Genomic DNA, 26,262 nt, shown 5'->3' on the forward strand with positions numbered 1-26,262 from the left:
CGCGGATATCCTGTATAGATTGCCCCGACCTGCCGCCGCACCGATCGAATGCCCCTGGTGCTCCGTAATACCAAGTGGATCGATCTCGCAATGAAGGCTTTTGCCTGCTTCTCCCCGTCTCTCGCATGTCTGTCGCTGGCGGCCACCATGGTCGCAACCACCTCTATCGGCTTCGCCGCTGAACCCGCACCCGCCAGCTCCGCCTCGCCGAATGGCGCCATGGTGATCGTCGCCAAGGCCACCAATGCCTGCTTCTCCGATCTCGTGCGGGTAACCGGCTTCGTGGTTCCGCGCCGCGAGGCCGTGGTCGGCGTAGAGACCGAAGGTTCAAAGGTCTCCGAAGTGCTGGTCCGCGAAGGCGACACGGTCACCGAGAACCAGGAACTGGCTCGGCTGATACCCCCGCCGACAGCAGGTAATGCACGCCCGAATCCGGTGACGCTGCGCGCCCCCGCGGCAGGTCTGATTACCTCCGTGAACACCATCGTCGGCGCACCGGCCTCGCCGCAGGCCGGGCCGATGTTCAGGATCGCCATCAACAACGAACTCGAGCTCGATGCGGAAGTGCCGAGCATCCACATCCTCAAGCTCAACCCCGGCGTCACGGCGCGGATCAGCCGCGACGATCAGCCCGATATTTTCGGCAAGGTGCGGCTGGTATCGCCACAGATCGACCGCGTGACACAGCTCGGCCATGTCCGGCTGTCACTGGCCGCCAATCCGTCCATCAAAGTGGGTGTCTTCGCCCGCGCCAGCATCGACGCCAAGCGAAGCTGCGGCGTCGCGATCCCGCGCTCGGCGATCGAGCACTTCACCGTGCAAGTGGTGAAGGGCAACACCATTGAAACCCGCCGCGTGAAGGTGGGGCTGGTGTCTGACACGTCGACGGAAATTCTCGAAGGCGTCGAGGTGGGCGACATCGTCGTTGCCGACGCCGGCACATCACTTCATGACGGCGACAAGGTCCAGACCATGTTCGTCGATGACCTTGATCGATCGCGGGTGCGTTAATGGCAATGAATATCTCGGCATGGTCGATCCGCCATCCGCTTCCGTCCATCGTCTTCTCGATCATTCTTCTGGTGCTCGGCTGGATCAGCTTCACCAAGCTGGCGATCACGCGGCTACCGAGCGCAGACATTCCGGTGATCTCGGTCGCCGTCTCGCAATTCGGCGCGGCGCCCGCGGAACTTGAAGCGCAGGTCACAAAGACCATCGAAGACGGCGTCTCCGGCGTCGAAGGCGTACGGCACATCTCGTCGTCGATCACTGACGGCCTGTCCGTCACGACCGTGCAATTCGCGCTGGAAACCAATACCGATCGCGCGCTGAACGACGTCAAGGACGCTGTGACGCGCGTGCGCGCCAATCTCCCGCAAAATGTCAACGAGCCGCTGATCCAGCGCGTCGACGTGATCGGCCTGCCAATCGTCACCTATGCGGCGATCTCGCCGGGCAAGACGCCGGAGCAGCTATCATGGTTCGTCGACGACGTGGTGAAGCGCGCGCTGCAGGGCGTGCGCAACGTCGCCCAGGTCGAGCGCATCGGCGGCGTCGAGCGCGAAATCCTCGTCTCGCTCGATCCCGACCGCTTGCAGGCCGCAGGCCTTACCGCCGTCGATGTCTCCAGACGCCTGCGCGGCACCAATGTGGACCTTGCCGGCGGCCGTGCCGAAATTGGCAAGAACGATCAGGCGATCCGGACACTGGCGGGCGCCAAGACGCTGAACGAACTCGCCGGCACCATGATCAGCCTGCCCTCCGGCGGCGAGGTGCGACTTGAAGATCTCGGCACGGTCACCGACACCATCGCCGACCGGCGCACCTTTGCGCGTTTTAACGGCGAGCCGGTGGTGGCGCTGGGCATCAAGCGGTCCAAGGGCGCCAGCGACGTGGTGGTCGCGGCGGCTGTCCAGAAGCGCATCGACGCGCTGAAAGCCTCTTACCCCGACGTCGACCTGAAGCTGATCGACACGTCGGTGGACTTCACAAAGGGCAATTACGAAGCTGCGATCTCGACCCTGTTTGAAGGTGCGGCGCTCGCTGTCATCGTGGTGTTCTTCTTCCTGCGCGATCTGCGCGCCACGGTCATCGCCGCGATCTCACTGCCGCTGTCGATCTTCCCGGCCTTCTGGGCGATGGACCTGCTCGGCTTCTCGCTCAACCTCGTGAGTTTCCTCGCCATCACGCTCTCGACAGGCATTCTCGTCGATGACGCCATCGTCGAGATCGAAAATATCGTGCGGCATATGCGGATGGGCAAATCGCCGTATCGCGCCGCGCTGGAAGCGGCCGACGAAATCGGCCTCGCCGTGATCGCCATCAGCCTCACCATTATCGCGATCTTTGTCCCGGCCAGCTTCATGTCCGGCATCGCCGGACAATTCTTCAAGCAGTTCGGCATCACCGTGTCGGTACAGGTATTCTTCTCACTATTGGCGGCACGCTTCGTCACGCCTGTGCTGGCCGCGTACTTCCTGAAAGATCACAAGCACAACGACCCGCCGCCCGGGCGCATCCTGCAGGCTTACAACAAGCTCGTGACCCTGTCGGTGAAACGCTACTACGTGACGGTTCTGTTCGGTCTCGCCGTCTTCGCACTGTCGATCTGGAGCATCCAGCTGCTGCCGCAGGGCTTCCTGCCGGCCCAGGACACGGCGCGTTCGCTGATGGCGATGGAATTGCCACCGGGATCGCAGCTCGCTTACACCGAGAAAGTCACAGAAGACATCGTCGCACGGCTCCGCAAGCGACCTGAGGTGAAGAGCGTGTTCGTCGATGGCGGTCACGTTCCGCCCGGCACCTATGAAGTGCGGCGCGCGGCTCTGATCATCAACTACACCCCAAAGAGCGAACGCGACAGCGCACATACACAGCGCCTGCTCGAACTCGATATCAGCAAGGAACTCGAAAGCGTTCCGGATATCCGTTACTGGTTCCTCGACGAAAACGGACTGCGTGCCATCTCGCTGGTGGTGACCGGTACCGACAGCAATATCGTCGCCAATGTCGCCAGCGAACTGGCGACGCAGATGAAGCGCATTCCGCTGATCTCCAACGTGATCTCGGAAACTTCGCTGGATCGTCCTGAGCTGCGGGTGCAGCCGCGCGCCGATCTAGCGGCACGGCTCGGCGTCTCCACCGAGAGTCTGTCGGAAACCATCCGCGTCGCCACCATCGGCGACGTTGGTCCCGCTCTGGCGAAATTCGATGCCGGCGATCGCCTGGTGCCGATCCGCGTGCAGCTGGAAGATACCGCGCGCGCCGACTTCCAGATCCTCGAACAGTTGCGGGTGCCACTTGGCGGCGGACGTGGCGGCGTGCCGCTATCCGTGGTCGCCGACATCAAGCTCGACCAGGGACCGACCAGCATCAACCGCTACGACAGGGAACGTCAGGCCACCGTGGCCGCGGATCTCGTGGGCACCGCCGCACTCGGCGATGCCCTGAAGAAGATCTACGAACTGCCGGTCATGAAGAGCCTGCCGAAGAATGTGAGCGTCAAGCAGTCCGGCGACGCCGAAAGCCTGAACGAACTCGCGGATGGCTTCGCCACCGCGATCTCGGCAGGCCTGATGATGGTCTATGCGGTGCTGGTGCTGCTGTTCGGTACTTTCCTGCAGCCGATCACCATCCTGTTCTCTCTGCCCCTATCCATCGGCGGCGCGATCCTGGCGCTGCTGTTGACTGGAAAGCAACTGACGACACCGGTCTGGATCGGCATCCTGATGCTGATGGGCATTGTCACCAAGAACGCCATCATGCTGGTGGAATTTGCCGTGGAAGCCATTCGCGAAGGTAAGCCGCGAGAAGTCGCGATCATCGATGCCGGCATGAAGCGCGCGCGGCCGATCGTGATGACCACCGTTGCCATGGTCGCTGGCATGATGCCGTCTGCACTGGCCTTCGGCGCCGGCGGCGAGTTCCGCTCGCCGATGGCGCTTGCTATCATTGGCGGGCTGATCTTCTCGACGGCGCTGTCGCTGCTGTTCGTGCCGGCGATGTTCATGATGATGGACGACGTCGGACAATTGGCATGGCGCTTCGGGCGCAAGCTGCTGGCGTCGAGCGGCGAGGAAGACCCGCAAAACGGTCAGCCACCCGCCGCCCCGCACAAATAGGCACATGCAATGACCCTGTCCGTCGCCTCTTCCAAGCGAACCACCACATGGGCCAGATTGCTGGTCGCGCTGTCGCTATGCGTGTTCACGCAGCCGGCTCTGGCCGCCGACGATCCTGCTGATGCTCCGAAGGGTGCAGCAGTGACCGTGCTGACCGCCGCGAAGTCCTGCTTCTCTGCCACGGTCGAAGTCTCCGGCATCCTGATCCCGCGCGAGGAAGTCTCGATCCGTCCCGATCGTCCGGGCCTCAAGGTCGCAGAGGTCATGGTCGATGCCGGCGAGAACGTCACCGCGGGCCAGATCCTCGCACGCCTGACGCCACCGGAAGGCGGATCGCTTCAAGTTCAGGCCACGGTCGCAGGATTGGTCAGCGCCTCGTCCGCCGTGGTCGGATCGCTTGCATCGGCCAAGGGCGAGGCTCTTTTCAACATCATCGCGCGGAGCGAGTTCGAATTCATCGGCCAGGTACCGACGCGCGACCTGCCGAAGCTGAAAGTCGATCAGCCGGTCAAGGTCAAGGTGATCGGCGCTGGAGAGCTGGACGGTAAAGTGAAACGCGTCGCCTCCACCGTGGAGCCCAACAGCCAGCTCGGCCAGGTCGTGGTCTCGATCACCTCGGCCCGGCGGCTGATGAGCAATTCCTACGCGCGTGCCATCATCAAAACTGGCGAAAGCTGCGGCGTCTCAGTGCCATTGACTGCCGTTCTCTACAGTGCCGGCGGCACCGTCGTGCAGGTGGTCCGGCGGCAGCGTATCGAGACGCGGCGCGTCGAGGTCGGCCTGATGTCAGGCGGCCGTGTCGAAGTGCGTGAAGGTTTGAACGACGGCGATGTGATTGTCGCGCGCGCGGGAGCATTGCTGCGCGAAGGCGATCCGGTTCGTCCGGTAATGGCTAACGCAGACGCTAACAAGTAAACGCGATGGGAAAGCTTAGCTGCCGGCTTTGGCCGTTGCGCTGTCACCGAGCAGGATGTCCTCAACCAGTGACGACGACACCGCAGGAACCTGCTCACCGGCGGTCGCGCGGGTAACAGCAACGCGGGTGTTGGTGAAGACGGACTCGGCACTCGCCGGCTTGGCCTTCATGTTCTTCAGCAATTCGGTTGCGAGCAGGCTGTTCTGACCATCCACATCGTCGGCAACCTTGCCCGGCGTCGCCGAGGTCAGGATCAACGCATTCTCAGGAACATCGATCGGCGCGAGACCACGGGAGTAACCGCGGAAGCGACGCTCATAGGGATTGCGGCGGGACGCATCCAGCACGACCAGTTTGGCCTGGGCACCCTGCTCCTTCATGATATCGAGAACGGCCTCGACGCTCATGCCATCGCGGCGGATGTCACGCTCTTTCCAGATCGCGGCATCAACCGGGATCATGTAGCTCTGGCGGCCGACCTGAACGCCATAGCCACCGAAATATAGCATCACGACGGTTTCAGGCTTGATCTTGGCCTTCAGGCGTTCGACGGCGCGGGTCATATCATCACGGGTGGCGTCTTCCACCACATCGACGTCGAAACCGTCGCGGCGAAGTGCGCTCGTCATGGCGCGTGCATCATTGATCGGCTGGCTCAGCGGCGCGCCAGCGTCGGGGTAATGACCGTTGCCGATCACCAGCGCGATGCGCGACGCCTTCGTCACGGGATTGATCGTCCCGGTCACCGTCTCGGCCTGTGCGGCTTCCAGCGAGCGCTTGTTCAGCGCGGCATTGGCGCCAAGCACCAGCGACACCAGACCGACAAAAGCTGCGGCCACAGTGATCGAGCGACGGGATACGCGAAACTGCCGTACGTTCATAAGATCATTCCTGCTCATCGTTCACGCGCAACCGTGGGTCGCGCGAACGTCGAAATAGGTTTGAAGGGATGCCAAACCAATGAATATCAAATGCGCTCAATTTGCGGCATCGCAGCAAACTGGTTGTTAACCCGCCGGGGCCACCCGGGCAACCGGTAAAGGTCGGGATTTAAGACAGGGTTACTGACTGACCGGGCTAAGGTCTTGAACGGGCTTGCGCTTCACGCAATTGTAATCTCGACCGATTCGTGCAACTTTTCAAAGGCTTGCAGGTATCGGGAGGCGATTGCGCCGCAGCAGCGGCGGGCGGTTTTCGAAGCGTGCGCAGGGACCGCACTGAAAGAAACCTCATGGGTGTGACTTATTTTGCCGGCGCCGCATACCGCGCGCTGACAGCCAGCAAGGACGGCCCGTCGCTCTACGACCTCTGCGACCCCCTTTTTCACAAGCACACCGGCGGCGACGCCCATATCGTCAAGTTCTACAAAACCGCGCTCAACAATGCCGCGCTCCGCCCGTTACTCTGCCGCGCCGGCCTGTCCGAGTTGCGCGATCCCTCCCGGTTTAAAGCCATACAGCAGGCCCTGAGAGCGGCGCGCGATGACGAGACCCCCGATTGGGAAGCCATCGGCCAGCCCATCGCTGAGCTACTCGACACGGTCGCATTGAGCCATCCAGAGCCGAAGCCCGTGACGGCTTCAGCGCAGGCGCCATCACTGGGCGAGATCGACAATGTCATCAAGGCCTGCGGCACGCATCTGCTGCGCTCGTTCGACCGTAACGGTTTCATCCCGACCTACGCGGCATTCAACCTGATCGGCGATCCCGACATGCATGGCCGCGATTTCCTGATGGCCCTGACGGGCCTGAATTCGCGCGGCTACAAGAATTCGACGCTGCTGTTCACCCTCGCGCGCATCTTCATCGCACGCTCACCGGCCGGAAAACTCATCAACCCGCCATGGACCGGAATTGCCGAACCCATGTGGGAGCCGGTGCAAATCCGGCATCGCTCGGCCTACTACGACGCGTTCTTCACCGAGGCGCTGCTCAGCTTCGGCGAAACCGGACTGCCGTCGCCGGACCAGACGACATCCTCACGCCGCGCCATCGAAGCGATGGTTGAGTTCTGCCTGGTCACCAGCCGCGAGGAAGTCCGCTCGCATGACGGGACGAGCGTGAACGTCATCACCGCGCTGGCACCGCCGCCGCATCCGCGCTTCAGCCGGCTGTTCGCGCAGATCAAGCAGGATCTCGGCTTCGGCATCTATGTGCCCGACTGCGACACCACCGCCTGCTCGTTCTCCGCCGCCACACAGGCCGGCTCCACCGATCCGATCCTCGATCAGCCCTTGCTCGACTTCTATGCCGGCTATCAGGTCGGCAATGGCAGCAACGAGCCGATGGTCACGGTGCCGCTCAACGACCACATCGACTATGACGGCGCGATCGTCACCTGGATCGACAATCTCGCGGGCGAACGGCCCTATGGCAACGATCTCGATCCGACGCTCAATCTCGACGTGCTCGAAGTGTCATTCCGAAATCTGATTCGCTGGAAAGTCATGGAGACGCCGAAGCGGCTGGAAACACTGCAGCGGATCATCGGTTTCCAACGCCGCCTCGTGGCATCCGGCGCTTTCGCCAATCCGAAATCGCACGTCTACTATCTGCCGGAGCTCTACAGCGCCTATTTCGGCCGCTGCTACGCGGCTTTCCGTGAACTGCCGGCCGCGACACAGCAGATCATCGATACCGATGGCACATTCGAATTCATTCGCCTGCGTGTTCTCGCTTATGTGCAGGGCGAATTGATCGCGCGCGAGATGAATAGTTTCGATGCGGCACTCGCACTGATCGCGCTCGGACATCTCGACGGCGAGCTCGCGCATTTCGCGCCTGCGCTGCGCTGCATCATCACGGCAACAGGCGAAGGCGGCCGCAAGGGTCCGTTCAAGGCCTATGAATGGAACAAGATGAAAACACCGACACGGATTCTCGTCGGCGGTCCCGAGGTGACCTCAGCCTTCGTGCTGATGGGGCTCGCGCTGGCGCGGCGGAGAATGATGAACGGCCACGCCGCATAGTTCATCGCGCGAAGTTGAAGGTATGAAACAGCGACCGTGCTGGCATGCGCGGCGAAATGCCCGCACTGTCTCCGGATTGTCGTCATGATTTTGCAATCAAACGGTTCGATGCGCATGTTCCGCACCTTCTCTCTTTTTGTCACGATGCTTTGCATTCCCGCACTGGCACAGGCCGCCGATGTGACCGGGGTGCCGAAGATCCGCGATGGCGACCAGATAACCATTGGCGCGACCCGGATCCGGCTCGCCGGGATCGACGCGCCGGGCCTCGACCAATTGTGCCTGAATGCCGATAGCGAGCGCTGGACTTGCGGCGTCTCAGCACATGAAGCGCTGGTTGCGCATGTCGGCGACAAGAGCTGGACCTGCCATGTGCTGCGGACCGACCGCTTCGGTCGCTCGGTCGCCAAATGCGAAGTGGACGGCGAGGACATCAGCCAATGGATGGTGAAGAGCGGCTGGGCGCTCTCCTATGTGCGCTTCTCGCATGCCTATGATGCCGACGAGAAAGCCGCACGTGAGGCGAAGGCCGGACTTTGGGCTGGCGCGTTCTTTGCGCCCTGGGACTGGCGCGTACGCAACAAGAAAACTACCATTCTTGGCTCGATCAAGCCTCCCGAAGACGCCTTGCCGATCCTGCTGGCCTCGGCATCGGGCCATGTCGCGCCATCCCCGACCTGCCGGATCAAGGGCAACGTCAACCGTGCCGGTGTCTGCATCTATCACACGCCCGAAAGCCGCTGGTATGCCAAGATCAGCATGCGGATTGCTAAGGGAACACGCTGGTTTTGTTCTAAAGAAGAGGCCGAAGCCGCCGGTTGCCGCGAGACCCGACGATGACATGGCGGCCCTGACGTGGCAGGTTCCCGGCTCAGATTCGATCGAGCGGAACCTTGGCTGACCAGCAGACCGATCCAATTGCACAGAAGCAACGTCGCAGCCGGACATTCCGGGCGGTACGACTGACGTTGCTCGCTTTGGTCATCTATGGCGGCATCGCCTATCTGTTGCTCCCGGAACTCTGGACTCATTACGAGCACCAGAAGAGCCTTGCCGGCCTGCCGATGACGACGATGACCGCGCAGGGCATCCCGGGTGATCCCATCAATGTCGGCCTGATCGGCGACAAGAAGGACGTGCTGTGCGCGATGCATGCTGCCGGCTGGTATCCCGCCGATCCCGTCACCTTGCGCTCGTCCCTCGAGATTGTCGGCAGCGTCTTGCTCGACCGCCCCTATCGCGAAGCACCGGTGAGCCCGCTGGTTTACCTCGGCCGTCGCGAGGATCTCGCCTTCGAGAAACCTGTCGGCAACAGCGCTGATCATCGCCACCACATCCGGCTCTGGAAGGTCCTCGACAAGGGGCAGGAAGATCGCCCGGTCTGGCTTGGCGATGCGACTTTCGATCGCAGCGTCGGCATCAGCAAATACACCGGCGCGATCACGCATCACATCGCTGCCGACATCGACGCCGAGCGCGCGGTGCTCGCGGGCGACCTCGAAAAGGCCGGCATGGTCGAGGCCAAATATCAGGTCACCGGAATCGGCCCAACTGTCGCCGGCCACAATGGCGGCGGCGACCTGTACTACACCGATGGCGAAGTCTGGATCCTGCGACTGGTGGTGGCTTGCGCCAAACACGACGGCCCTCCGGAGACGATCCCGAGTCCGGCGGCGACCGAGATCAAGGACCAGATCTTCCAGGCCATCGCGAATGTGATCGGGCGTGATGCGCTGACTCACTAAGCAGTCAAATTCAAAACACCTCACACGCGCTTTGATTTCGCGCTGCGCCATGGCACCATGGCCGAAAATACCAACAAGGATTGAAAATGGTCGTTCGTGCAGGTCGTGAATTTCTCGCCATCCCCGGCCCCACCACGATGCCAGACGAAGTATTGCGGGCGATGCATCGTCCACCGCTGGATATCTATTCCAAAGAAATGGTGCAGCTTACATTCGGGCTGCTGCGCGATATCGGTACGTTGTTCGCCACCAAAGGCAACACCTATATGTACATCGCCAACGGGCATGGTGCCTGGGAAGCGACGCTCACCAATGTACTGTCGCGCGGCGACAAGATCCTGGTGCTGGAAAGCGGGCGTTTCGCGGTCGGCTGGGGCCATGCTGCACGCGCCATGGGCGTCGAGGTGCAGAGCCTGAAGGGGGACTGGAATCGCGCCATCCGCCCTGCCGAGGTTGAAGCAACGTTGCGACAGGACACCAAGCACGAGATCAAGGCTGTGCTTGCAGTGCAGATCGATACGGCGTCGGGCGCGTTCAACGACATTGAAGCCATCGGCAAGGCGATCAAGGCCGCCGGCCATCCAGCGCTGTTCATGGTCGACACCGTCGCATCGCTCGGCTGTATGCCGTTCGAGATGGATGCATGGGGGATCGATGTCGCCATGTCCGGCTCACAGAAGGGCCTGATGACACCGCCCGGCCTTGGCTATGTCGCCGCGAATGACCGCGCGCGCGAAGTGCACAAGACTGCCAATCTGCGCACGCCCTATTGGGACTGGACCGAACGCGACGGCGACGAGCACTACCGGAAACATTCGGGGACCGCGCCGGTGCACCTGATGTTTGCGCAGCGTCAGGCCATCGACATGCTGTTCGACGAAAAGCTCGTCAATGTGTTCCAGCGCCATCTATTGCTGGCGGAAGCCGTGCGCCGCGCCGTTGCCGTATGGGCCGATGGCGGCGTACTCAGCTTCAACATCATCGAGCCGAAAGAACGCGGCAACACGGTCACGACGGTGCGAATGGACAACCCGACGCCGCTGCTCGATTACTGCCGCGATAAATGCGGCGTCATTCTTGGCGTCGGCATCGGCGACCTGCACGGAAAAGCATTCCGCATCGCCCATATGGGCCATGTCAACGCGCCCATGATCCTCGGAACGCTCGGCGTGATCGAGATGGGACTGCAGGCGCTCGGCATTCCGCACGGCAAGGGCGGCGTCACGGCGGCGGTCAACTTTCTCGGCGAGAGCGTCGCGCCCTGACGCTAGCTCTCGATCTCGCTGTGTTCGCGGCGGGTTTCCGGCATCACCAGCCAGATCAGCAACAAGCCAAGCCCGGCGACGCAGGCCAGGCCGACAAAGGCAACCGGCGCGCCGAGCTTGTCGGCGACGAAGCCGGCGGTCACCGTGCTGAGTGACGCGCCGATGCCGGTGGCGGTGCCGACAATACCTTGCGCAAGGCTGAAGCGACCGCTGCCAAAGGCGATGTCGGCGACGATCAGCGGGATCATCACGCTGAACACGGCTGCAGTGACGCCATCGAATACCTGCACAGCAACCAGTGCAAACGGATCGGTGACCACGGCGAATAGCAATCCGCGGATCGCGAGCGCGGCAAAAGCGATCAGCAGCAGCGGCCGGCGGCCCCACTGCTGCGCCTTTCGGCCGACCGTCGGTGAGGTCGCCGCGACGATGGCCTGCGGTACGACGATGCAAAAGGCGATCAGCGCCGGCGCCCAGTCGGCCGAGCGCGTCGTGACGACGCCGGCCATCAACGGCAGCATCGCGGCATTGGCGAGTTGCAGCAGCAGCACGGCACAGGCGAAAATCAACAGTGGTTTCTGCCGCACCAGATCACGAAAACGGATCGGCTTATTGCTCTCGGCCTCTTTGGTGCTGGCACCATGGGCCTGAGCAGGGTTGATCTCCTGAGGTCGAATCCGCGACAGCGCATAAAGCACCGGCAGCGCCAGCAAGAAGGTGACGATGAAGACCGACCGGCTCGACAGCAGATAGCCGCAAGTGCCCATGACGGCGGCAGCGACGCCATTGCCGAGCGAGGCGAAGCGCGCATTGCGCCCCAGCCGTTCACCGATCCGCATCGGCCCGACCAGCCCGAGGCTGATAGCGGCGATCGCCGGGCCAAGCACGCAGCTCGCCATCGCATGCAATGTCGCTGCCGCGACCACGACAGGAAACACCGGCAGCGCGGCATAGGCTAGCGCACAGCCGCCGATCGTCGCGACCGCGGCGCCGGCGACCAGCCGCGTCGAGCGCGCCGCATCGATGATCGCGCCACCCGGAATCTGGCCGAGCAGCGCGACGATGCCCCCGATCGACAGCACGAAGCCGATCTCGACCTGCGTCCATTTCTGAGTGGTGAGATAGACCGCAACAAACGGGCCGAATCCGGTTTGCACATCGGCGAGAAAGAAGATGAACCAGTCGAGCCCGCGCAGGCTCTGCTTCGACGGCTCCGGACTGCGCTGTGGCTCCTGCGGGCCCGGCTCGGACTCCGGCGCAATCCCCGGCGCGCAGGCAACCTCAGGCACCGCCCCGACATCATCGCGGCGGGCGAGATCAGCTGCGCGTGTGGTCGCGTGAACCGCCAATTAGCGCTCCTGCATGGTGAGCGGTGGGAATTTCAACGGCGTCAGCGTACCGGATGCGCCGAGCACGACGATCGGCTGATCGTCCTTGTATTCCGGCGCGGCACGCACCTGCTCGCGTGTGAGATCGAGCGTGATGCTGGCGGTCTTGTCGGCCACGTTCCAGAAATGTAGCGCACCCCAATCGACCACGATCTTGCGCGAGCCGACCCCGAGGAATCCGCCGAAGTCGATCACCGCGCCGCGCACCTGCCCCGCGCGATCGACGATCACGTCGGCAATGCGTCCCATATTCTCACTTGCGGGACTGCGCACGTCACGGCCGAGAATGCCTTTGGCATCGAAAGCATCGATCACCGTAACCGATGGCGGCTTGGCGACAGGCGCAGGTACGGCTGCGTCGGGTTTTGGCGCCGTCTGCGGGGCGGGCGGCGATGACTGTTTCTCGGGCGCGGATGCGACCGGCGGCGTTGTTGCCGGCTGCACGGCAGTCGCATCAGGTGCGGGCGACAGCACTGACGGCTGCGCTTCAGAGGTGGATTTCTCTGACGACGCGGGCGGAGGCACAGGCGCGTCTGCCGCCTGGCACACGGCCACGGCGTTCAACGCCAATGATATCGCCAATCCGGCAACGATGCGAATTGCAGGCATGGAAACTCCCTCACTCACGCGTTTCGCTGATGGGCACAACCCCAGCGCCAGGCGACGCGTCAATGCGTCAATACGATCGATACCTGGATTTGACCGCGGGTTCGCAGCACTTCCAGCGACACATCGTTATCGTGTTTGCGCAGGCAGAGATCGACGCTGGATTCGCCGAGCCGAAGATCGCGCAAAATGACGTATTGCAGGAAGGCGGGCAGCCGCGGATCGCGGAAACGAATTTCCCCGCGCGCGACATCGAATTCGATTCCTAGTGCTGCCTCGAGCAGAGTATACGGCGTTGCGCTGGCCCAGGCCTGCGGCGCGCAGGCCACCGGATATAAGGTCGGGCCGCGGCGTTTTTCGCGCTGGAAGCCGCAGAACAATTCCGGCAATCGTCGCAAGTCCATATAGGCCGCGGTGTCGAACAGGCCCTTGAAGACGGCCTCCACCGAATGCTTCAGACCATAGCGCGCCAGACCGAGTGTAATCAGCGCATTGTCGTGCGGCCAGATCGAGCCGTCATGGTAGGACATGGGATTGTAGCGCGCCTCGCCGCGCGCAATGGTACGAATGCCCCAGCCGGTGAAGAAATGCGGACGCATCAGGTCGGCGGCGACCATGCGCGCACGGTCTTCACGGACGATGCCCGTGAACAGCAACTGGCCCGCATTGGAGGCGCGAACCGCGCAAGGCATCTTCTTGCCGTCGAGCGCAAGCGCATAGGTGCCGAGTTTCTCGCACCAGAAAGCTTCCTCGAACCGCGCAGCAAGTTGCTCGGCTTCGGCCTCGAGCTGCCGAGCCCTATCGGGCAGACCCATGCGCAATGCGAGACGCGACGCCAGATGCTTGGCGGCGAAGACATAGCCTTGCACTTCGGCCAAGGCGATATTGCCCTCTGCGAGCTTTCCATCGGCATGGAAGATGGCGTCATACGAATCTTTCCAGCCCTGGTTCTGAAGTCCCTGTTCGGTAGCGCGCTGATATTCGACAAAGCCATCCTTGTCGGGATCGCCCGGACCATCGATCCATCCGAGGGCCGCCTCAACAGCCGGCCACAGCTCGCGCAAGGTTTCATCATCGCCCGTGCGCTCGACATACGTCCCCGCAAGTATCACAAAGAGCGGCGTGGAATCGACGCTGCCGTAATATTGCGCGAACGGAACTTCGCGGAGCGCAGCCATCTCGCCGCCGCGCATTTCGTGCAGAATCTTGCCGGGCTCGGCATCCGCCAGCGGATCGACCGATTTCGCCTGAAATGCCGCAAGCCGTTTCAGCACACCACGCGCCACGCGCGGATCGATCCACAACAGTTGCAGCGCCGTGATCAGGCCATCACGACCGAATGTCGTCGAATACCAGGGAATACCGGCATAGGGATATCGCCCCTGCGGCGTATTCGTCATCAGGATACTGAGATCGGCCATCGCTTGGCAGAGCACCTCGTTGAAAATATCATTCGAGGTCTCGACCGTCGCCGCGCCCTTACTGAAATTGCGCATCTCGCGGCGATGCGCGAGCAGCCCACGAAAGAACGGCACAGGCTTGTGGCCGACTTCGGCGTTACAACTAGCGGCAACGAACAGCGACGTCGTTTGCTGCGGCTTCAGCTCGAAGTGGTAGGTCGCGGTGTTGGCCGCGAGCCGCGTCGGGCGCGGATCGAAATGCACCATCGTGCTGAGTGGCTTGCCGTCGAGTCCGGTATATTCCAGCGCAACGTCACTGGGGCCGACCAGGCGGCTCGTGGCGATGCCGCGATGCTTGCGTTTTTCGCCGCGCACCTCGAACAGATCGGCAAAGTCATTGTCGAATGTGAGCGTCAGATCGAAACTGGCGCGGTGTTCGCCGTGATTTTGCAGGCCTATCCGCTGATAGGCCGCACCACGCCACAGGAAGACCGTGCGCACGATGTGCAGCATATCTTTCTGCAACACGAGGCGGCCGTTGCGATAGATATCCGGATTGGTCAGATCGACGGTCAGCGACGAGTTGTCATCGCGCAGATTCGAGCCGAGCAACAGCGGCTGAACGTCATTCAGCGCCAATTCCAGCCGCGCGAGATAACGCGTATCGGCATTGAACAGGCCATCCGGCCCACCTGCGGACGCACCAATGTCACCATGGCTGTCGAGCACCACGAACGTATCGTCGTGCTTGAGCGCACGCCGCGGACGCGACGCAGGACCGGTCATCGGAATGTAGAACGGCGATTCGACTGCCTTTTGATCGGCGATAGCGTTCAACTTGGTCGCGGCGGCTTCGATGGGCATGGATGACCTCGGCCGGTTGTAAGGTGAAGACAGGCACGAAGATAAACGCAGCGCCTGGAGAGGATAACTGAGTCGTCAGGCTGCGTGCTGCGCGAGACGGCTCATTTCCTGTGTGACGAGTTCCCGATACGGCCCCTCGCCCTGCATCAGATGATCAGGTTTGCCGTCCTCAATGATCTTGCCGCTCTGCAGCATGACCACGCGATCGAAATTGCGCAGCGTCGCGAGGCGATGCGCAATCGCAATCACCGTGCGACCACGCATCAGACGCGCCAGCGCTTCACGGATCGCCTCCTCCGATTCACTGTCGAGAGCAGCCGTCGCCTCATCCAGCAGCAGAATGGGCGCGTCCTTCAGGAAGGCGCGTGCAATGGCGATGCGCTGGCGCTGCCCGCCGGACAGTTTGACGCCGCGGTCCCCGACCATGGTGTGAAGACCTTCCGGCAGCGTCTCGACGAAGTCGCAACGCGCCGAAATGGCTGCACGCAATACCTCATCATCCGTCGCCTCGGGGCGTCCGTACCGGATGTTCTCCATGATGGAGCGATGGAACAGTGAGATGTCCTGCGGCACCACGGAGATCGCATGACGCAGGCTGTGCTGTGTCACGCGTGAAATATCCTGGCCATCGATGGTGATGCTGCCATCCTGCACATCGTAGAAGCGCTGCAGCAATACAAACAGGCTCGACTTGCCGCCGCCGGACTGGCCGACAAGGCCGACCCGCTGGCCGGCATTGAGACGCAACGTGAACTTGTCGAACACCTGCAGGCCACCGGGATAACGGAACGAGATATTGTTGAAGGCGATCGCTGCACCTGACTTCACCAGCGGCTCGGCCTCGGGATGGTCGCTGAGCTCATGCGGCACCAGCAATGTGGACAGCGCCTCGGACAAGCGCGCAACATGTTGCGTGACATCCACGAGCGCCACCGCAAGATCTCGCGTCGCATGCAGGATCGAGAGACCGAGCGTACAAATCAGAACGACGTCGCCGGTGCTGGCGCCACCGCGCTGCCAAAGCATGATCGCCCAGGCGAGTAGCCCGATCGTCAACGCGACCGTGATGGCCGCATGGGTCAGGCGCAGACGCTCAAGATAGCGCAGGCTGCGACCGCGGGCGTTCAGCTCGCGATCGACCGTTTCATCGAAGCGGTCATGTTCGAAGCTCAATCCGCAGAATGCGCGGACCAGCGGCATATTGTTGATGACATCGACCATTTCGCCATCGACGGCTGCCGCCTTGCTGGCGAAGTCGTCATGCAGTTTCTTGCCGGCCGCGGCCATCTTGAACATCATCACGACCACCGCGCCCGCCACGACTGTCAGTCCCGCCGCCATCGGCAGGCTGACGGTTCCAATCAGCAGGATCGCCGCGAATGTCGCGACGCAGGGCGGCAACACGTTCCAGACAAACATGTTTTCCACGGTGAAGACCGCGTTGGACGTTGCCGTGATGCGGCTGGTCAGCATGCCGGGCAGCCGATCCGAGAAGTAGCTCGGTGCGTGCCCGGTCAGATGGCGAAAGATATCGCGCCTGAGATCGCCGGTGACGCCAACAAATGTGTAGCTCGCGGTCCAGCTGGCCACGCGCCACAGGAACATGTCTGCCGTGATCAGCGAGATCAGAACGCCAAATGCGATCCAGACAGCGTTACCGGCTCCCGAAGGTCCCGATGAGAGGCCATCGACTAAAAATTTAATCCCATATTGCGTGCCCACCGAACAGGCGACGGCAGCAAGCACGGATATCAGGATGATCAGATGCGATGCAGAACGCATCCTGATGTAGCGCATCACGAAAGCGAAGGGGCGATACGCATATCCGGAAAGACTGTCCATGTGATTGTCAAAACCCGTTGAATAAGAACCAGAATCTCGACGGACAGCGTCCCCGCCCGCTGATGGAGATGATGCCATCCCGAATTTCCCACGCTCTCGCCATCTCTGCGCAACATTCGGGCAGCATTAACACTCCGGAAACCGTGGTTGAACGTGATGGCATCAGCAAGACCACAGTGTGGACGAACTACGCAGATCACATAGGAACCTCGCAGATGCGAGAACGTTCCAGCTTCAGGCATACCGGTACCGACACGTCGTCGCTGAAGTTGTTCATCACTTCCAACATGGGAGATATGTAAATGCGCATCGCGCAAGTTGCTCCGCTGACAGAAGCCGTTCCGCCGAAGCTCTATGGAGGCACGGAACGTGTCGTGCACTGGTTGACCGAGGAGCTGGTGGCGCAGGGGCACGATGTTACGCTCTTCGCCAGCGGCGACTCCCAAACGTCAGGCAAGCTCGACGCCGGATGGCCAAAGGCGCTGCGGCTCGATGGCTCTGTCCGCGATCCCAACGCACTCCATATGGAAATGCTTGAGCGCGTAAGGCAGAAATGTGACGACGACGAATTCGACGTTCTTCATTTCCATCTCGACTACTATCCGTTCTCGCTTTTCTCCCGTCAGCCCACGCCATTTCTCACAACGCTGCACGGCCGCCTGGATCTGCCGGAACATCAGCCGACCTTCACGACCTTCTCCAAGATTCCCGTTGTTTCGATTTCGAATGCGCAGCGCCGCCCGGTACCGCAGGCGAATTTCGTGCGCACGATCTATCACGGCCTTCCCGAGAAACTGCTGACGCCGCAACCTATCACGCCGAGCTACCTCGCCGTGCTCGGGCGAATTGCGCCCGAGAAGGGCGTCGACCGCGCGATCAAGATCGCCATCCGCGCGGGCATCCCGCTGAAGATCGCGGCCAAGATCGACCGCGCGGATGAGGACTATTACGAGCAGGTCGTTCGCCCGCTGATGGACCATCCGCTGGTCGAATATATCGGCGAGATCAGCGACCGCGAGAAGCCGGAATTCCTCAGCGGCGCCTATGGCCTGTTGCTGCCGATCGACTGGCCCGAGCCGTTTGGCCTGGTGATGATCGAATCCATGGCCTGCGGCACACCCGTCATCGCCTATAACCGCGGCTCGGTGCCGGAGATCATCGACGAGGCTCTGACCGGCTTTATCGTCGAGGACGAGACCAGCGCGGTCGCGGCGGTGGGACGTCTCGGGGGCATGGACCGCACGGCGATCCGCAAGCAGTTCGAAGCCCGCTTCACCGCCCGGCGCATGGCCCTCGATTATGTGGCTGCCTACCGGAGCATGAGGGAGCAGAAGGTGCCGCTGCGACTGGTCAGCAGCGCGGAGTAGTCTGAAGCGCATGGAAAGCATCAAAGGGCGGCCCGTCGGGTCGCCCTTTTTGGTGCTGGCCTGCCGCAAAATTACCGGCCCGCTGTACAGCCCGCGCGGCATTTGCAAGATAGATGACAGACATCAGATCACGGCATTGGCCCGAATCGACGTCCGACCGTTTTTCTCGCATTTCGACAGGCCTTCATGACCGCCGTTTCCCGCTTCGAAATCATCCTGCTCCTGATGGCTGTCATCGTTTTGCTCGATATGATCGCGCGGCGTTTTCAGCTTCCGCGCGCGGCTGCGCTCATCCTCGGCGGGATCGGCTTCGCGCTGATCCCCGGCACGCCGGATGTCGAAATCGACCCCGAACTGGTGCTGGTGCTGTTTCTGCCGCCGCTGCTGATGTCGAGCGCCTGGTTCACATCCTGGCGGGATTTCCGCGCCGATCTGCGCATCATATTGCAGCTCGCCGTTGGCGCCGTCTTCTTCACCACCCTCGTGGTCGGCGTAGTCGCGCATCTGGTGATGCCGTCGCTGCCTTGGGCCGCCTGTTTTGCGCTCGGCGCCATCGTCTCGCCACCGGACTCGGTGGCGGCCAAGGCCGTGCTGCAGAGCGTGCCGCTCCCGCCGCGCATCATCGTGCTGCTGGAGGGCGAGAGCCTCGTCAACGACGCATCGGGCCTGGTGCTGCTGCGCTTCGCCATCGCGGCGGCGCTGACCGGCTCGTTCAGCGCCACCGCGGCCACCGTGAGTTTCTTCTCGGTCGCGATCGGCGGCCTACTCGTCGGCATCGTCTTCGCCTTCGCCGCGATCCTGGTGATCAAGCGCATCAAGGAAATCGACCTTGCTATCGCCTGGACCTTCCTGGTCGCCTGGATCTCCTATATTGCCGCGGAAAAGCTGCACGTCTCCGGTGTGCTGTCCACCGTCGCCTGCGGCATGATCCTCGGATGGAAGCAGCACGAGTTCTTCGGCGCTGCGACGCGCACCCGGGCCACCGCGGCGTGGAGCGTCGTCGTATTCGTGCTGGAATCTCTGGTGTTTATCCTGATTGGGCTGTCGCTGCGCGGCGTGCTGTATCGCCTCGGCGGCTATGACGCGGTGGTGGCGCTGCTGCCAGTGACAGGCGCAATCATCGCCGCGGTGATCCTCGCACGCTTTGCCTGGATGTTTCCCGGCACCTATCTGCCGCGCATGCTGATGCCGAAGCTGCGCGCTCGCGACCCTGCTCCGCCATGGACGGTGCCGTTCATCATGAGCTGGGCCGGATTGCGCGGCGTGGTCAGTCTTGCTGCCGCACTGTCACTGCCGGAGCAATTTCCCGGCCGCGATGTCATCCTGGCGATCACCTTCGCGGTGATCCTGGTAACCGTCCTTGTCCAGGGCTCGACGCTGGCGCCGATTGTGCGCCGTCTGATCAAAACCAGCAATGTCCGCACGCCACATCATTCAAAACTCAGCGAAGCGCAGGCGCGCGCGCGGGTTGCGACCGCGCAATTTTCTGCCGTCGAGAAGGCGTCACGCAATGATGACGGCACACATCGCCATCCGCGCCTGTTCGAGCAATATACCTATCGCAAGGGTGCAGCAGCACGCTATGCCGAAGAGGCTGAAACGTTGTCATCCCAGCGCATCGATCACTTCACGACGGTGCTGGCCGCTATCGAAGCCGGCCGTGCAGAGCTCCTGAAGATGCACCGTGCGGGCGAAATCCACGACAGTGTGCTGCATTCTATCGAGGAAGGCCTCGATCTCGAAGAAGTCAACGCAAGACGCTTCCTGTAAGGGCCACGCTTCCTTTAGCAGCCATTCGCTGTGGCGGCTTCACAGCCGCCACCATCGGCTCTAACCTTGATCGTCAAGCGCCAGACAAGGCGCGAAATCCGGGAGAAACAACATGCGACTTCAAGGCCTATCCACCATCGTCACCGGCGGCGCATCGGGTTTCGGCGCCGAGATCGCCCGGTCTTACGCGCGCGAGGGCGCCAAGGTCGTCATCCTCGACCTGAATGCCGATGGCGCGAAGAAGGTTGCGGCCGAGATCGGCGACAGCGCAATCGCCCTTGGGGGCAGCGTCACCAGCAAGGCCGATGTTGATGCCTCGGTGAAGCTCGCGGTCGAGAAATTCGGCAAGCTCGACGTCGTCGTCAACAATGCCGGCTGGACCTTTCGCAACAAGCCCTTGCTCGAAGTGACCGAAGAAGAATTCGACAAGGCGTTCGACATCAATGTGAAATCGATCTTTCTGATGACCAATGCCTGCGTGCCCGTGATGAAGAAGCAGAAGAGCGGCCGTATCATCAATATCGGGTCCACCGCCGGCGTCCGGCCGCGCCCGGGCCTGACCTGGTACAACGCCACCAAGGGCGCGGTGAACCTGATGTCGAAATCGATGGCCGTGGAACTGGCGCCCGACGGCATCCGCGTCAATTGCATTGCGCCAGTGATTGGCGAAACCGCGCTGCTGGAATCCTTCATGGGCGTGCCGGATACGCCAGAGAACCGCGCCAAGTTCGTCGGGACGATCCCGCTCGGCCGCATGTCACGTCCGTCCGATATTGCCAATGCCTGCGTTTATCTGGCGGGCGAGGAATCCGAGTTCCTCACCGGCGTGATCCTGCCAGTGGATGGCGGGCGGACAATCTAGAACGAGGAAATTCATAAACCATCGAATCCGGTCAGATTCGATTTACCAATCGCGTTAAGCAGTTCACCGGCCATTCATGCGATGGTCGCGTCATGATCGAGGGATACACCTCGGCAGGGAAGGCGTCAGGGTCAGACCGGTCAACGGTCTGGCCCCTCTCTTTGGGGATCGGCATGGCACAAAAGAAGAAACCGGCTCCGCGCAAAAAAACTGCTGCGCCCGACGTGGCTCACCCCGCTTCTGCGGTCGTGACAATGGCAGCCCGTAATCTGATCAATATGGCGATTGTGTCCGCATCCTGCGCAACCACGTTGTTGACGCTAATGGCCGTGCTCAAGTTCCAGACCGCCTGAGCAGCGATCACTTCATCTCGTTGAGCAGCGTCGGGATCAGTTCCGACACCGTCGGATGGATCGGCACCGCCCATTGCAACTGGGTATAATCGGCGCCGGCATTCATGACGTCGAGGATGCCATGGATCGCCTCGTCACCTCCGGTGCCGAGAATGGCAGCTCCTAGAATCTTCTTCGTCTCAGCGTCGACCACGACCTGCATCATGCCGGCGGTCTCGCCCTTTTCGACCGCACGCCCGACATGAGTCATCGGCCGATTGCCGATCAGCAATTTCTTTCCTGTGGCCTTTGCCTGAGTCAGCGTCATGCCGACGCGGCCAAGTGGCGGATCGATGAACAGCGCATAGCCAGGAAGCCGATCGCTGACGCGGCGGTTTGCACCATCGAGCAGGTTCGCAGCGATAATCTCGAAGTCGTTATAGGCCGTATGCGTGAAGGCGCCGCGGCCGTTGCAATCCCCCATGGCAAAGATGCCGGGCACGTTGGTGGCGAGACCGTCATCGACCTTGATGTAGCCGCGGGCATCCACCGCGACGCCAGCCTTGTCGAGACCGAGATCGTCGGTATTCGGACGACGCCCGACGGCGAGCAACACATCGCTGCCGACAATCTCCGGCGCACCTTCGGTGCAATCGACGCCGACTGCCACGCCATCGGGATGCGGCTTGAAGGTGATGCATTCGGCATTGGTTCGGATATGGATGCCTTCGGCGAGCAGGATATCGCGGATCGCCTCTGAAATCTCGGTATCTTCGCGCGAGACCAGATGCGCGCCCTTCTCGACCACCGTCACTTCGGCGCCGAAACGGCGATACATCTGTGCAAATTCAAGCCCGATATAGCTGCCGCCGATGACCACCAGATGTTTCGGCACGCGATCCAGCTGCAGGATTTCTGTATTGGTCAGATAATTGACATCGTTGATGCCCGGCATATCCGGCACGACAGCCCGCCCACCGACATTCAGGAATATCTTTGGCGCCGTCAGCAACTCATCGCCAACACGGATCGTATCCGCGGATTCGAAGCGCGCATGGCCGTTGATGACCGTGCATTTGTCCATGCCGCGCAACCAGCCTTCGACGCCGCTCCGCGAGTCATGGATCACCTTGTCGGCGCGCGCCTTCACGCGTGCCATGTCGATCCGAACGGGCGCATCGATCATGACGCCATAGTCGGCGCCGCGGCGTGCAAGATGAGCGGCATAAGCGCTGGCAACCAGCGTCTTGGTCGGTTTGCAGCCGGTATTGACGCAGGTGCCACCAAACAGATGACGCTCGATGATCGCGACCGACATGTCTGCGGATGTGAGCCGACCCGCGAGCGAAGGTCCGGCCTGCCCAGCCCCGATGATGATCGCGTCGAAGCGCATGATTTTAGCTCCCAACCGGCAGAGGCAATGCTCCGCCGTGGCGAGAGACTAGCGTTGGAAACGGCATCAGCCAACGCATGACCGAAGTTCCAGCGCCGACAGCTCCCGAGCCGCTTAGGGCTTGCCGGCTACCGCAGGGCCGCGCCAGCGCGCCCACAGCCGCTCAAACAGCGGCAGCAGCCCACGCGGCGTGACCAGAATGACGGAGATCACGACAATGCCGTAGATGAAGTAATGCAGGCCGGGCAGCGTGCTGCCGAGCTTACCACGCAGGATTTCGCCAAGCGGCACCAGCAGCAATGCGCCTAGCGCGGGACCATAGGCACGGCCGAGCCCGCCGACCGTGGCGAACAGCACGATCTCGATGGTGATCACGGGCGAAATCAGCAGATAGGGATCGGCGAAAGTGAGGTAGCGCACATAAGCCGTACCGACGACGGACGCGAGCATCGCCGAGATCACCATGGCGGTGATCTTGTAGCGCAGGATGTTGACGCCAATCGCCTGCGCCGCCTTCTCGTTGTCGCGGATGGTCCGCAGATAATAGCCAAGCGGCGAATTGAGGATCGCGACATTGACCAGCACGCAAATCGCGGCCAGCCCCAGCATCATCCAGAACGCGCCGTGGCCACCGCCGAACTGGAACGCCAGGAAATTACCCGTGTCCTTCGGTAGCAGCAGTCCAGACGCACCGCCGAGGAAGTCCCAGCCCTCGACCACGATGCTGCCCATTTCCGCAAAGGCCAGCGTGATCAGCACGAAGGAGAGATGGCCGAGTTGAAAGCGGAAGTCGATCCAGGCGATGACGGCGCCCAGGATTCCAGAGATTACCGCCGAGATCACGAGACCCAGCCACATATTGATGCCGAGCTTGAGCAACAGCGCGGCCGAGAACATCGATCCGATGCCGATGAACAGGCTGTGCGCCAGCGAGATCTGCCCGGCCATGCCGCCGACGATGTTCCACGACGAAGCCAGTGCCACATAGACCAGCGCGAGCGTGAGAATATGGACGTAATAGCTCGACAGCACGAAGGGCATGATGGCGGCGATGACTAGCGCGCCCCACCAGATCGGCGACGCTAGCGTTTTGTAGAATTCCTCTCTCATCGTGCCGAGCTCCAGGTCAGGCCCTTCGGGAGAAACAGCATGATCGCCACGAAGATGATGTAAGGCAGCAGCAGGCCAATCGGGCCGTCGAGATAGATCGTGCCGAAGGCCTCAGCCATGCCGATGATCAGACCCCCGAGCATGATGCCGACGAAATTGGTCATGCCGCCGAGCACCACGACCAAGAGCGTGATCACGGTGTAGCGCAGGCCCTGGGTCGGCTGGATCGGCGTGCCCGGCAGCAGCAGCGCGGCAGCCAGCGCGAGAATGCCGATGCCGAGCGCGAAGGTCAGCACCTGGACGCGACCGACATTGATGCCCATCAGCGCTGCGGCATGGGCATTCTGGTGCACGGCGCGGATCGAGCGGCCAAAATCGGTCGAGCGCAGCATGATGTAGAGGCCGATGGCGAGCGCGAAGGAGACGACAAAGGCCACGATATGCGGCACCCGCAGCACCACGTCACCGAGAATGATCAGCTTGGATTCGACGAAGGAGGGCGTCCGCGCCGGCTCGCCGCCGAACACCATCAGGATGCCGTTCTGCAGCACCAGGCTGAGACCGAGCGTCAGCTGCACCACCATCAGGAACTGATGCCCGACCATCGGCCGTATCAGGAAGATGTAGACCAATGCGCCGATCGCGGTCATCAGCGGCACCGTGATGATGATGGACACATAGGGGTCCATGGCGAAGGCGGAATACAGCGCGAGGCACATGAACATGCCGAGCGAGATGAAATCGCCATGCGAAAAGTTGACGACGCCCGAGACGCCGTAGACGAGCCCCATACCCAACGCCAGCAAGCCATAGGTGGCGCCGATCAGAAGGCCTTGGGCGAGAGCCTGATAAAGTTCGGTCACATCACTCTCCGATCACAGACCAAGATAGGCGCTGCGGGTGCGCGGATCGTTCTTCACGGTCTCCGCATCGCCCTCGACCGCCACCTGCCCGCGCTCCAGCACGTAGCAGCGCCTGGCGTGGCGCAGCGTCAAATTCAGATTCTGCTCCACCAGCAGGATCGTCAGCCCGTCGGCGTGCAATTTGTCGATGATCTCGAAAATATACTGCACGAACAGAGGCGACAGACCGAGCGAGGGCTCATCGAGCATCAACAGCTTGGCCTCCGCCATCAGCCCGCGGCCGATCGCCAGCATCTGCTGCTCGCCGCCTGACAGCGAGCCGGCACTCTGGGTCAGCCGCTCGCCGAGCCGCGGAAACAACCCGATGACTTTTTCCATCTGCTGGGGGCGATGCTTGCGCGCATGCGCATTGATGCCGCCAAGCAGAAGGTTTTCGCGGATGCTCATTTCCGGAAACACCAGACGGCCTTCCGGCACCTGCACGATGCCGAGTTCGACACGCGCCTGCGGCGTCAATTTGCTGATGTCTTCGCCGAGAAACAGAATGCGCCCGGATATCGGCTTGACCATGCCGGACAGTGCATTGATTAGCGTGGTCTTGCCGGCATTGTTGGCGCCGAGCAGGCCGACGATCTCGCCCGCAGCGATCTTGACATTGATGTCGCGCAGCACCGGCACGCCGCCATAGCCCGCGACCAGATTATCGATCTCAAGCATCGAGATGATCCCCGAAATAGGCATCGACGACGCGCTGATCCCGAAGGATCTCGTCGGGCGTGCCTTGCGCGATCTTCTCGCCGAAATTGATGACCACCATCCGCTGCGCCAGCCGCATAATCACCGGCATCACATGCTCGACCATCACGATGGTGACGCCCTGCTTGTTGAGCTCCTCAATGATCGCGATCGGCGCGGCGGTCTCGGCCATGGTCAGGCCGGCCATCACTTCGTCGAGCAGGATGCAGCGCGGATCGGTAGCGATGCACTTCGCCAGCTCCAACAGCTTCTTGTCCTGCAGCGACAGCGTCGCCGGCGTCTTATGTTCCTTGCCGCCGAGGCCGACGCGCAACAGCGCCTGAGCCGCATAGTCGATCGCCTCGCGCATCGGCCGGCGCGTCAGCGCCGCCGTCGTGACCACATCGAGTGTCGTCATATCGGCGAAGGACTGCACGATCTGGAACGAGCGCATCAATCCGCGGCGCACCAGCCGATCGGGTGACACCCCGATGATACTTTCGCCGTCATAGACGACGTCGCCGGCGCTCGGCGGAATGAAGCCGGAGATCACACCGAACAGCGTGGTCTTGCCGGCGCCGTTCGGGCCGATGATGCCGAGAATCTCGCCCTTCTCGACTTCGAAACTCACCGCATTGAGCGCGACCAGCCCGCCAAACCGCCTGGTGATGTTGGAGACTTCCAGAAATGCCACAGCCGTCCACTCTTTATGTTG

Annotated in this window: 21 protein-coding genes; 11 read left to right on the forward strand and 10 right to left on the reverse strand. The window is 62.0% G+C overall.

The window, feature by feature from the left end; genetic code table 11:
- Window positions 1–147 precede the first annotated feature (147 nt).
- Genes AB8A33_RS25235 through AB8A33_RS25245 form a run of 3 tightly spaced genes read left to right on the forward strand, consistent with a single transcriptional unit; the run spans window position 148 to window position 5,036 of the window.
- Window positions 148–1,011 (forward strand): efflux RND transporter periplasmic adaptor subunit, encoded by an 864-nt coding sequence (locus AB8A33_RS25235; RefSeq protein ID WP_439096052.1) that lies wholly within the window; start codon window positions 148–150, stop codon window positions 1,009–1,011.
- Window positions 1,011–4,121, forward strand: coding sequence for an efflux RND transporter permease subunit (locus AB8A33_RS25240; protein WP_439095301.1), 3,111 nt, complete (start codon window positions 1,011–1,013; stop codon window positions 4,119–4,121). Before AB8A33_RS25235 ends, AB8A33_RS25240 begins: the two co-directional genes overlap by 1 nt.
- 9 nt (window positions 4,122–4,130) lie before the next feature.
- Window positions 4,131–5,036 (forward strand): efflux RND transporter periplasmic adaptor subunit, encoded by a 906-nt coding sequence (locus AB8A33_RS25245; RefSeq protein ID WP_439095302.1) that lies wholly within the window; start codon window positions 4,131–4,133, stop codon window positions 5,034–5,036.
- A gap of 15 nt (window positions 5,037–5,051) precedes the next feature.
- Here AB8A33_RS25245 and AB8A33_RS25250 read toward each other — a convergent pair whose 3' ends face one another.
- The gene (locus tag AB8A33_RS25250) at window positions 5,052–5,918 is read right to left on the reverse strand and encodes a caspase family protein (RefSeq protein WP_089266722.1); all 867 of its coding nucleotides are present in this window, start codon (window positions 5,916–5,918) and stop codon (window positions 5,052–5,054) included.
- 350 nt (window positions 5,919–6,268) lie between these two features.
- Here AB8A33_RS25250 and AB8A33_RS25255 point away from each other — a divergent pair, with 350 nt between their 5' ends.
- From AB8A33_RS25255 to AB8A33_RS25270, 4 genes are all read left to right on the forward strand, one after another.
- Window positions 6,269–8,005: a hypothetical protein gene (locus tag AB8A33_RS25255; RefSeq protein WP_439095303.1), complete on the forward strand. Its 1,737-nt coding sequence runs from the start codon at window positions 6,269–6,271 to the stop codon at window positions 8,003–8,005.
- Between the two features lie 114 nt (window positions 8,006–8,119).
- Window positions 8,120–8,845: a thermonuclease family protein gene (locus AB8A33_RS25260; RefSeq protein WP_439096054.1), complete on the forward strand. Its 726-nt coding sequence runs from the start codon at window positions 8,120–8,122 to the stop codon at window positions 8,843–8,845.
- 53 nt (window positions 8,846–8,898) lie between these two features.
- Window positions 8,899–9,750, forward strand: coding sequence for an LssY C-terminal domain-containing protein (locus AB8A33_RS25265; protein ID WP_439095304.1), 852 nt, complete (start codon window positions 8,899–8,901; stop codon window positions 9,748–9,750).
- Between the two features lie 86 nt (window positions 9,751–9,836).
- Complete coding sequence (locus AB8A33_RS25270) at window positions 9,837–11,015, forward strand: pyridoxal-phosphate-dependent aminotransferase family protein (protein ID WP_439095305.1); 1,179 nt, start codon at window positions 9,837–9,839, stop codon at window positions 11,013–11,015.
- Between the two features lie 2 nt (window positions 11,016–11,017).
- Here AB8A33_RS25270 and AB8A33_RS25275 read toward each other — a convergent pair whose 3' ends face one another.
- The 4 genes from AB8A33_RS25275 to AB8A33_RS25290 form a co-directional block, all read right to left on the reverse strand.
- Window positions 11,018–12,277 carry an MFS transporter gene (locus AB8A33_RS25275; protein ID WP_439096055.1) on the reverse strand — a complete coding sequence of 420 codons (1,260 nt, stop codon included), beginning with the start codon at window positions 12,275–12,277 and terminating at the stop codon, window positions 11,018–11,020.
- 87 nt (window positions 12,278–12,364) lie between these two features.
- On the reverse strand, window positions 12,365–13,003 hold the full coding sequence (locus tag AB8A33_RS25280; protein WP_439096057.1) for a PRC-barrel domain-containing protein: 639 nt from the start codon (window positions 13,001–13,003) through the stop codon (window positions 12,365–12,367).
- A 68-nt stretch (window positions 13,004–13,071) separates the two neighbouring features.
- Window positions 13,072–15,273 (reverse strand): amylo-alpha-1,6-glucosidase, encoded by a 2,202-nt coding sequence (locus AB8A33_RS25285; RefSeq protein ID WP_439095306.1) that lies wholly within the window; start codon window positions 15,271–15,273, stop codon window positions 13,072–13,074.
- A 75-nt stretch (window positions 15,274–15,348) separates the two neighbouring features.
- A complete protein-coding gene (locus tag AB8A33_RS25290; RefSeq protein WP_439095307.1) occupies window positions 15,349–17,115 on the reverse strand; it encodes an ABC transporter ATP-binding protein in 1,767 nt (588 codons plus the stop codon).
- A 302-nt stretch (window positions 17,116–17,417) separates the two neighbouring features.
- Between AB8A33_RS25290 and AB8A33_RS25295 the strand changes: the two genes are divergently transcribed.
- The 4 genes from AB8A33_RS25295 (at window position 17,418) to AB8A33_RS25310 (ending at window position 21,467) form a co-directional block, all read left to right on the forward strand.
- On the forward strand, window positions 17,418–18,482 hold the full coding sequence (locus AB8A33_RS25295; RefSeq protein WP_439095308.1) for a glycosyltransferase family 4 protein: 1,065 nt from the start codon (window positions 17,418–17,420) through the stop codon (window positions 18,480–18,482).
- Window positions 18,483–18,668: 186 nt separating this feature from the next.
- Window positions 18,669–20,252, forward strand: a complete 1,584-nt coding sequence (locus tag AB8A33_RS25300; protein WP_439095309.1) for a Na+/H+ antiporter — start codon at window positions 18,669–18,671, stop codon at window positions 20,250–20,252.
- A gap of 112 nt (window positions 20,253–20,364) precedes the next feature.
- A complete protein-coding gene (locus tag AB8A33_RS25305) occupies window positions 20,365–21,114 on the forward strand; it encodes a glucose 1-dehydrogenase (RefSeq protein WP_439095310.1) in 750 nt (249 codons plus the stop codon).
- Between the two features lie 173 nt (window positions 21,115–21,287).
- A complete protein-coding gene (locus AB8A33_RS25310) occupies window positions 21,288–21,467 on the forward strand; it encodes a hypothetical protein (protein WP_439095311.1) in 180 nt (59 codons plus the stop codon).
- Window positions 21,468–21,474: 7 nt separating this feature from the next.
- On the opposite strand, the gene AB8A33_RS25315 is transcribed toward AB8A33_RS25310, so the two are convergent.
- The 5 genes from AB8A33_RS25315 to AB8A33_RS25335 form a co-directional block, all read right to left on the reverse strand.
- Window positions 21,475–22,839, reverse strand: a complete 1,365-nt coding sequence (locus tag AB8A33_RS25315; protein ID WP_439095312.1) for an FAD-containing oxidoreductase — start codon at window positions 22,837–22,839, stop codon at window positions 21,475–21,477.
- A gap of 114 nt (window positions 22,840–22,953) precedes the next feature.
- Entirely contained in the window at window positions 22,954–23,949 is a 996-nt protein-coding gene (locus AB8A33_RS25320) for a branched-chain amino acid ABC transporter permease (RefSeq protein ID WP_439095313.1), read from the reverse strand.
- On the reverse strand, window positions 23,946–24,812 hold the full coding sequence (locus AB8A33_RS25325) for a branched-chain amino acid ABC transporter permease (protein ID WP_315840182.1): 867 nt from the start codon (window positions 24,810–24,812) through the stop codon (window positions 23,946–23,948). The genes AB8A33_RS25320 and AB8A33_RS25325 overlap by 4 nt, the downstream gene beginning before the upstream one ends.
- Window positions 24,813–24,824: 12 nt before the next feature.
- Window positions 24,825–25,529 carry an ABC transporter ATP-binding protein gene (locus tag AB8A33_RS25330; RefSeq protein WP_439095314.1) on the reverse strand — a complete coding sequence of 235 codons (705 nt, stop codon included), beginning with the start codon at window positions 25,527–25,529 and terminating at the stop codon, window positions 24,825–24,827.
- Window positions 25,522–26,241, reverse strand: coding sequence for an ABC transporter ATP-binding protein (locus tag AB8A33_RS25335; RefSeq protein WP_439095315.1), 720 nt, complete (start codon window positions 26,239–26,241; stop codon window positions 25,522–25,524). Before AB8A33_RS25335 ends, AB8A33_RS25330 begins: the two co-directional genes overlap by 8 nt.
- Between the last annotated feature and the right edge of the window lie 21 nt (window positions 26,242–26,262).

The sequence above is a fragment of the Tardiphaga sp. 813_E8_N1_3 genome, from assembly GCF_051811025.1.
Lineage (GTDB): Bacteria > Pseudomonadota > Alphaproteobacteria > Rhizobiales > Xanthobacteraceae > Tardiphaga.

Bases quoted from the DNA above. Each gene is read 5' to 3' on its own strand.
- AB8A33_RS25285 (WP_439095306.1), bottom strand. From the start codon at position 15,273: ATGCCCATCGAAGCCGCCGCGACCAAGTTGAACGCTATCGCCGATCAA.
- AB8A33_RS25245 (WP_439095302.1), top strand. From the start codon at position 4,131: ATGACCCTGTCCGTCGCCTCTTCCAAGCGAACCACCACATGGGCCAGA.
- AB8A33_RS25330 (WP_439095314.1), bottom strand. From the start codon at position 25,529: ATGCTTGAGATCGATAATCTGGTCGCGGGCTATGGCGGCGTGCCGGTG.
- AB8A33_RS25255 (WP_439095303.1), top strand. From the start codon at position 6,269: ATGGGTGTGACTTATTTTGCCGGCGCCGCATACCGCGCGCTGACAGCC.
- AB8A33_RS25290 (WP_439095307.1), bottom strand. From the start codon at position 17,115: ATGGACAGTCTTTCCGGATATGCGTATCGCCCCTTCGCTTTCGTGATG.
- AB8A33_RS25240 (WP_439095301.1), top strand. From the start codon at position 1,011: ATGGCAATGAATATCTCGGCATGGTCGATCCGCCATCCGCTTCCGTCC.
- AB8A33_RS25250 (WP_089266722.1), bottom strand. From the start codon at position 5,918: ATGAACGTACGGCAGTTTCGCGTATCCCGTCGCTCGATCACTGTGGCC.
- AB8A33_RS25270 (WP_439095305.1), top strand. From the start codon at position 9,837: ATGGTCGTTCGTGCAGGTCGTGAATTTCTCGCCATCCCCGGCCCCACC.
- AB8A33_RS25305 (WP_439095310.1), top strand. From the start codon at position 20,365: ATGCGACTTCAAGGCCTATCCACCATCGTCACCGGCGGCGCATCGGGT.
- AB8A33_RS25260 (WP_439096054.1), top strand. From the start codon at position 8,120: ATGTTCCGCACCTTCTCTCTTTTTGTCACGATGCTTTGCATTCCCGCA.
- AB8A33_RS25315 (WP_439095312.1), bottom strand. From the start codon at position 22,839: ATGCGCTTCGACGCGATCATCATCGGGGCTGGGCAGGCCGGACCTTCG.
- AB8A33_RS25320 (WP_439095313.1), bottom strand. From the start codon at position 23,949: ATGAGAGAGGAATTCTACAAAACGCTAGCGTCGCCGATCTGGTGGGGC.
- AB8A33_RS25300 (WP_439095309.1), top strand. From the start codon at position 18,669: ATGACCGCCGTTTCCCGCTTCGAAATCATCCTGCTCCTGATGGCTGTC.
- AB8A33_RS25310 (WP_439095311.1), top strand. From the start codon at position 21,288: ATGGCACAAAAGAAGAAACCGGCTCCGCGCAAAAAAACTGCTGCGCCC.
- AB8A33_RS25235 (WP_439096052.1), top strand. From the start codon at position 148: ATGGTCGCAACCACCTCTATCGGCTTCGCCGCTGAACCCGCACCCGCC.
- AB8A33_RS25295 (WP_439095308.1), top strand. From the start codon at position 17,418: ATGCGCATCGCGCAAGTTGCTCCGCTGACAGAAGCCGTTCCGCCGAAG.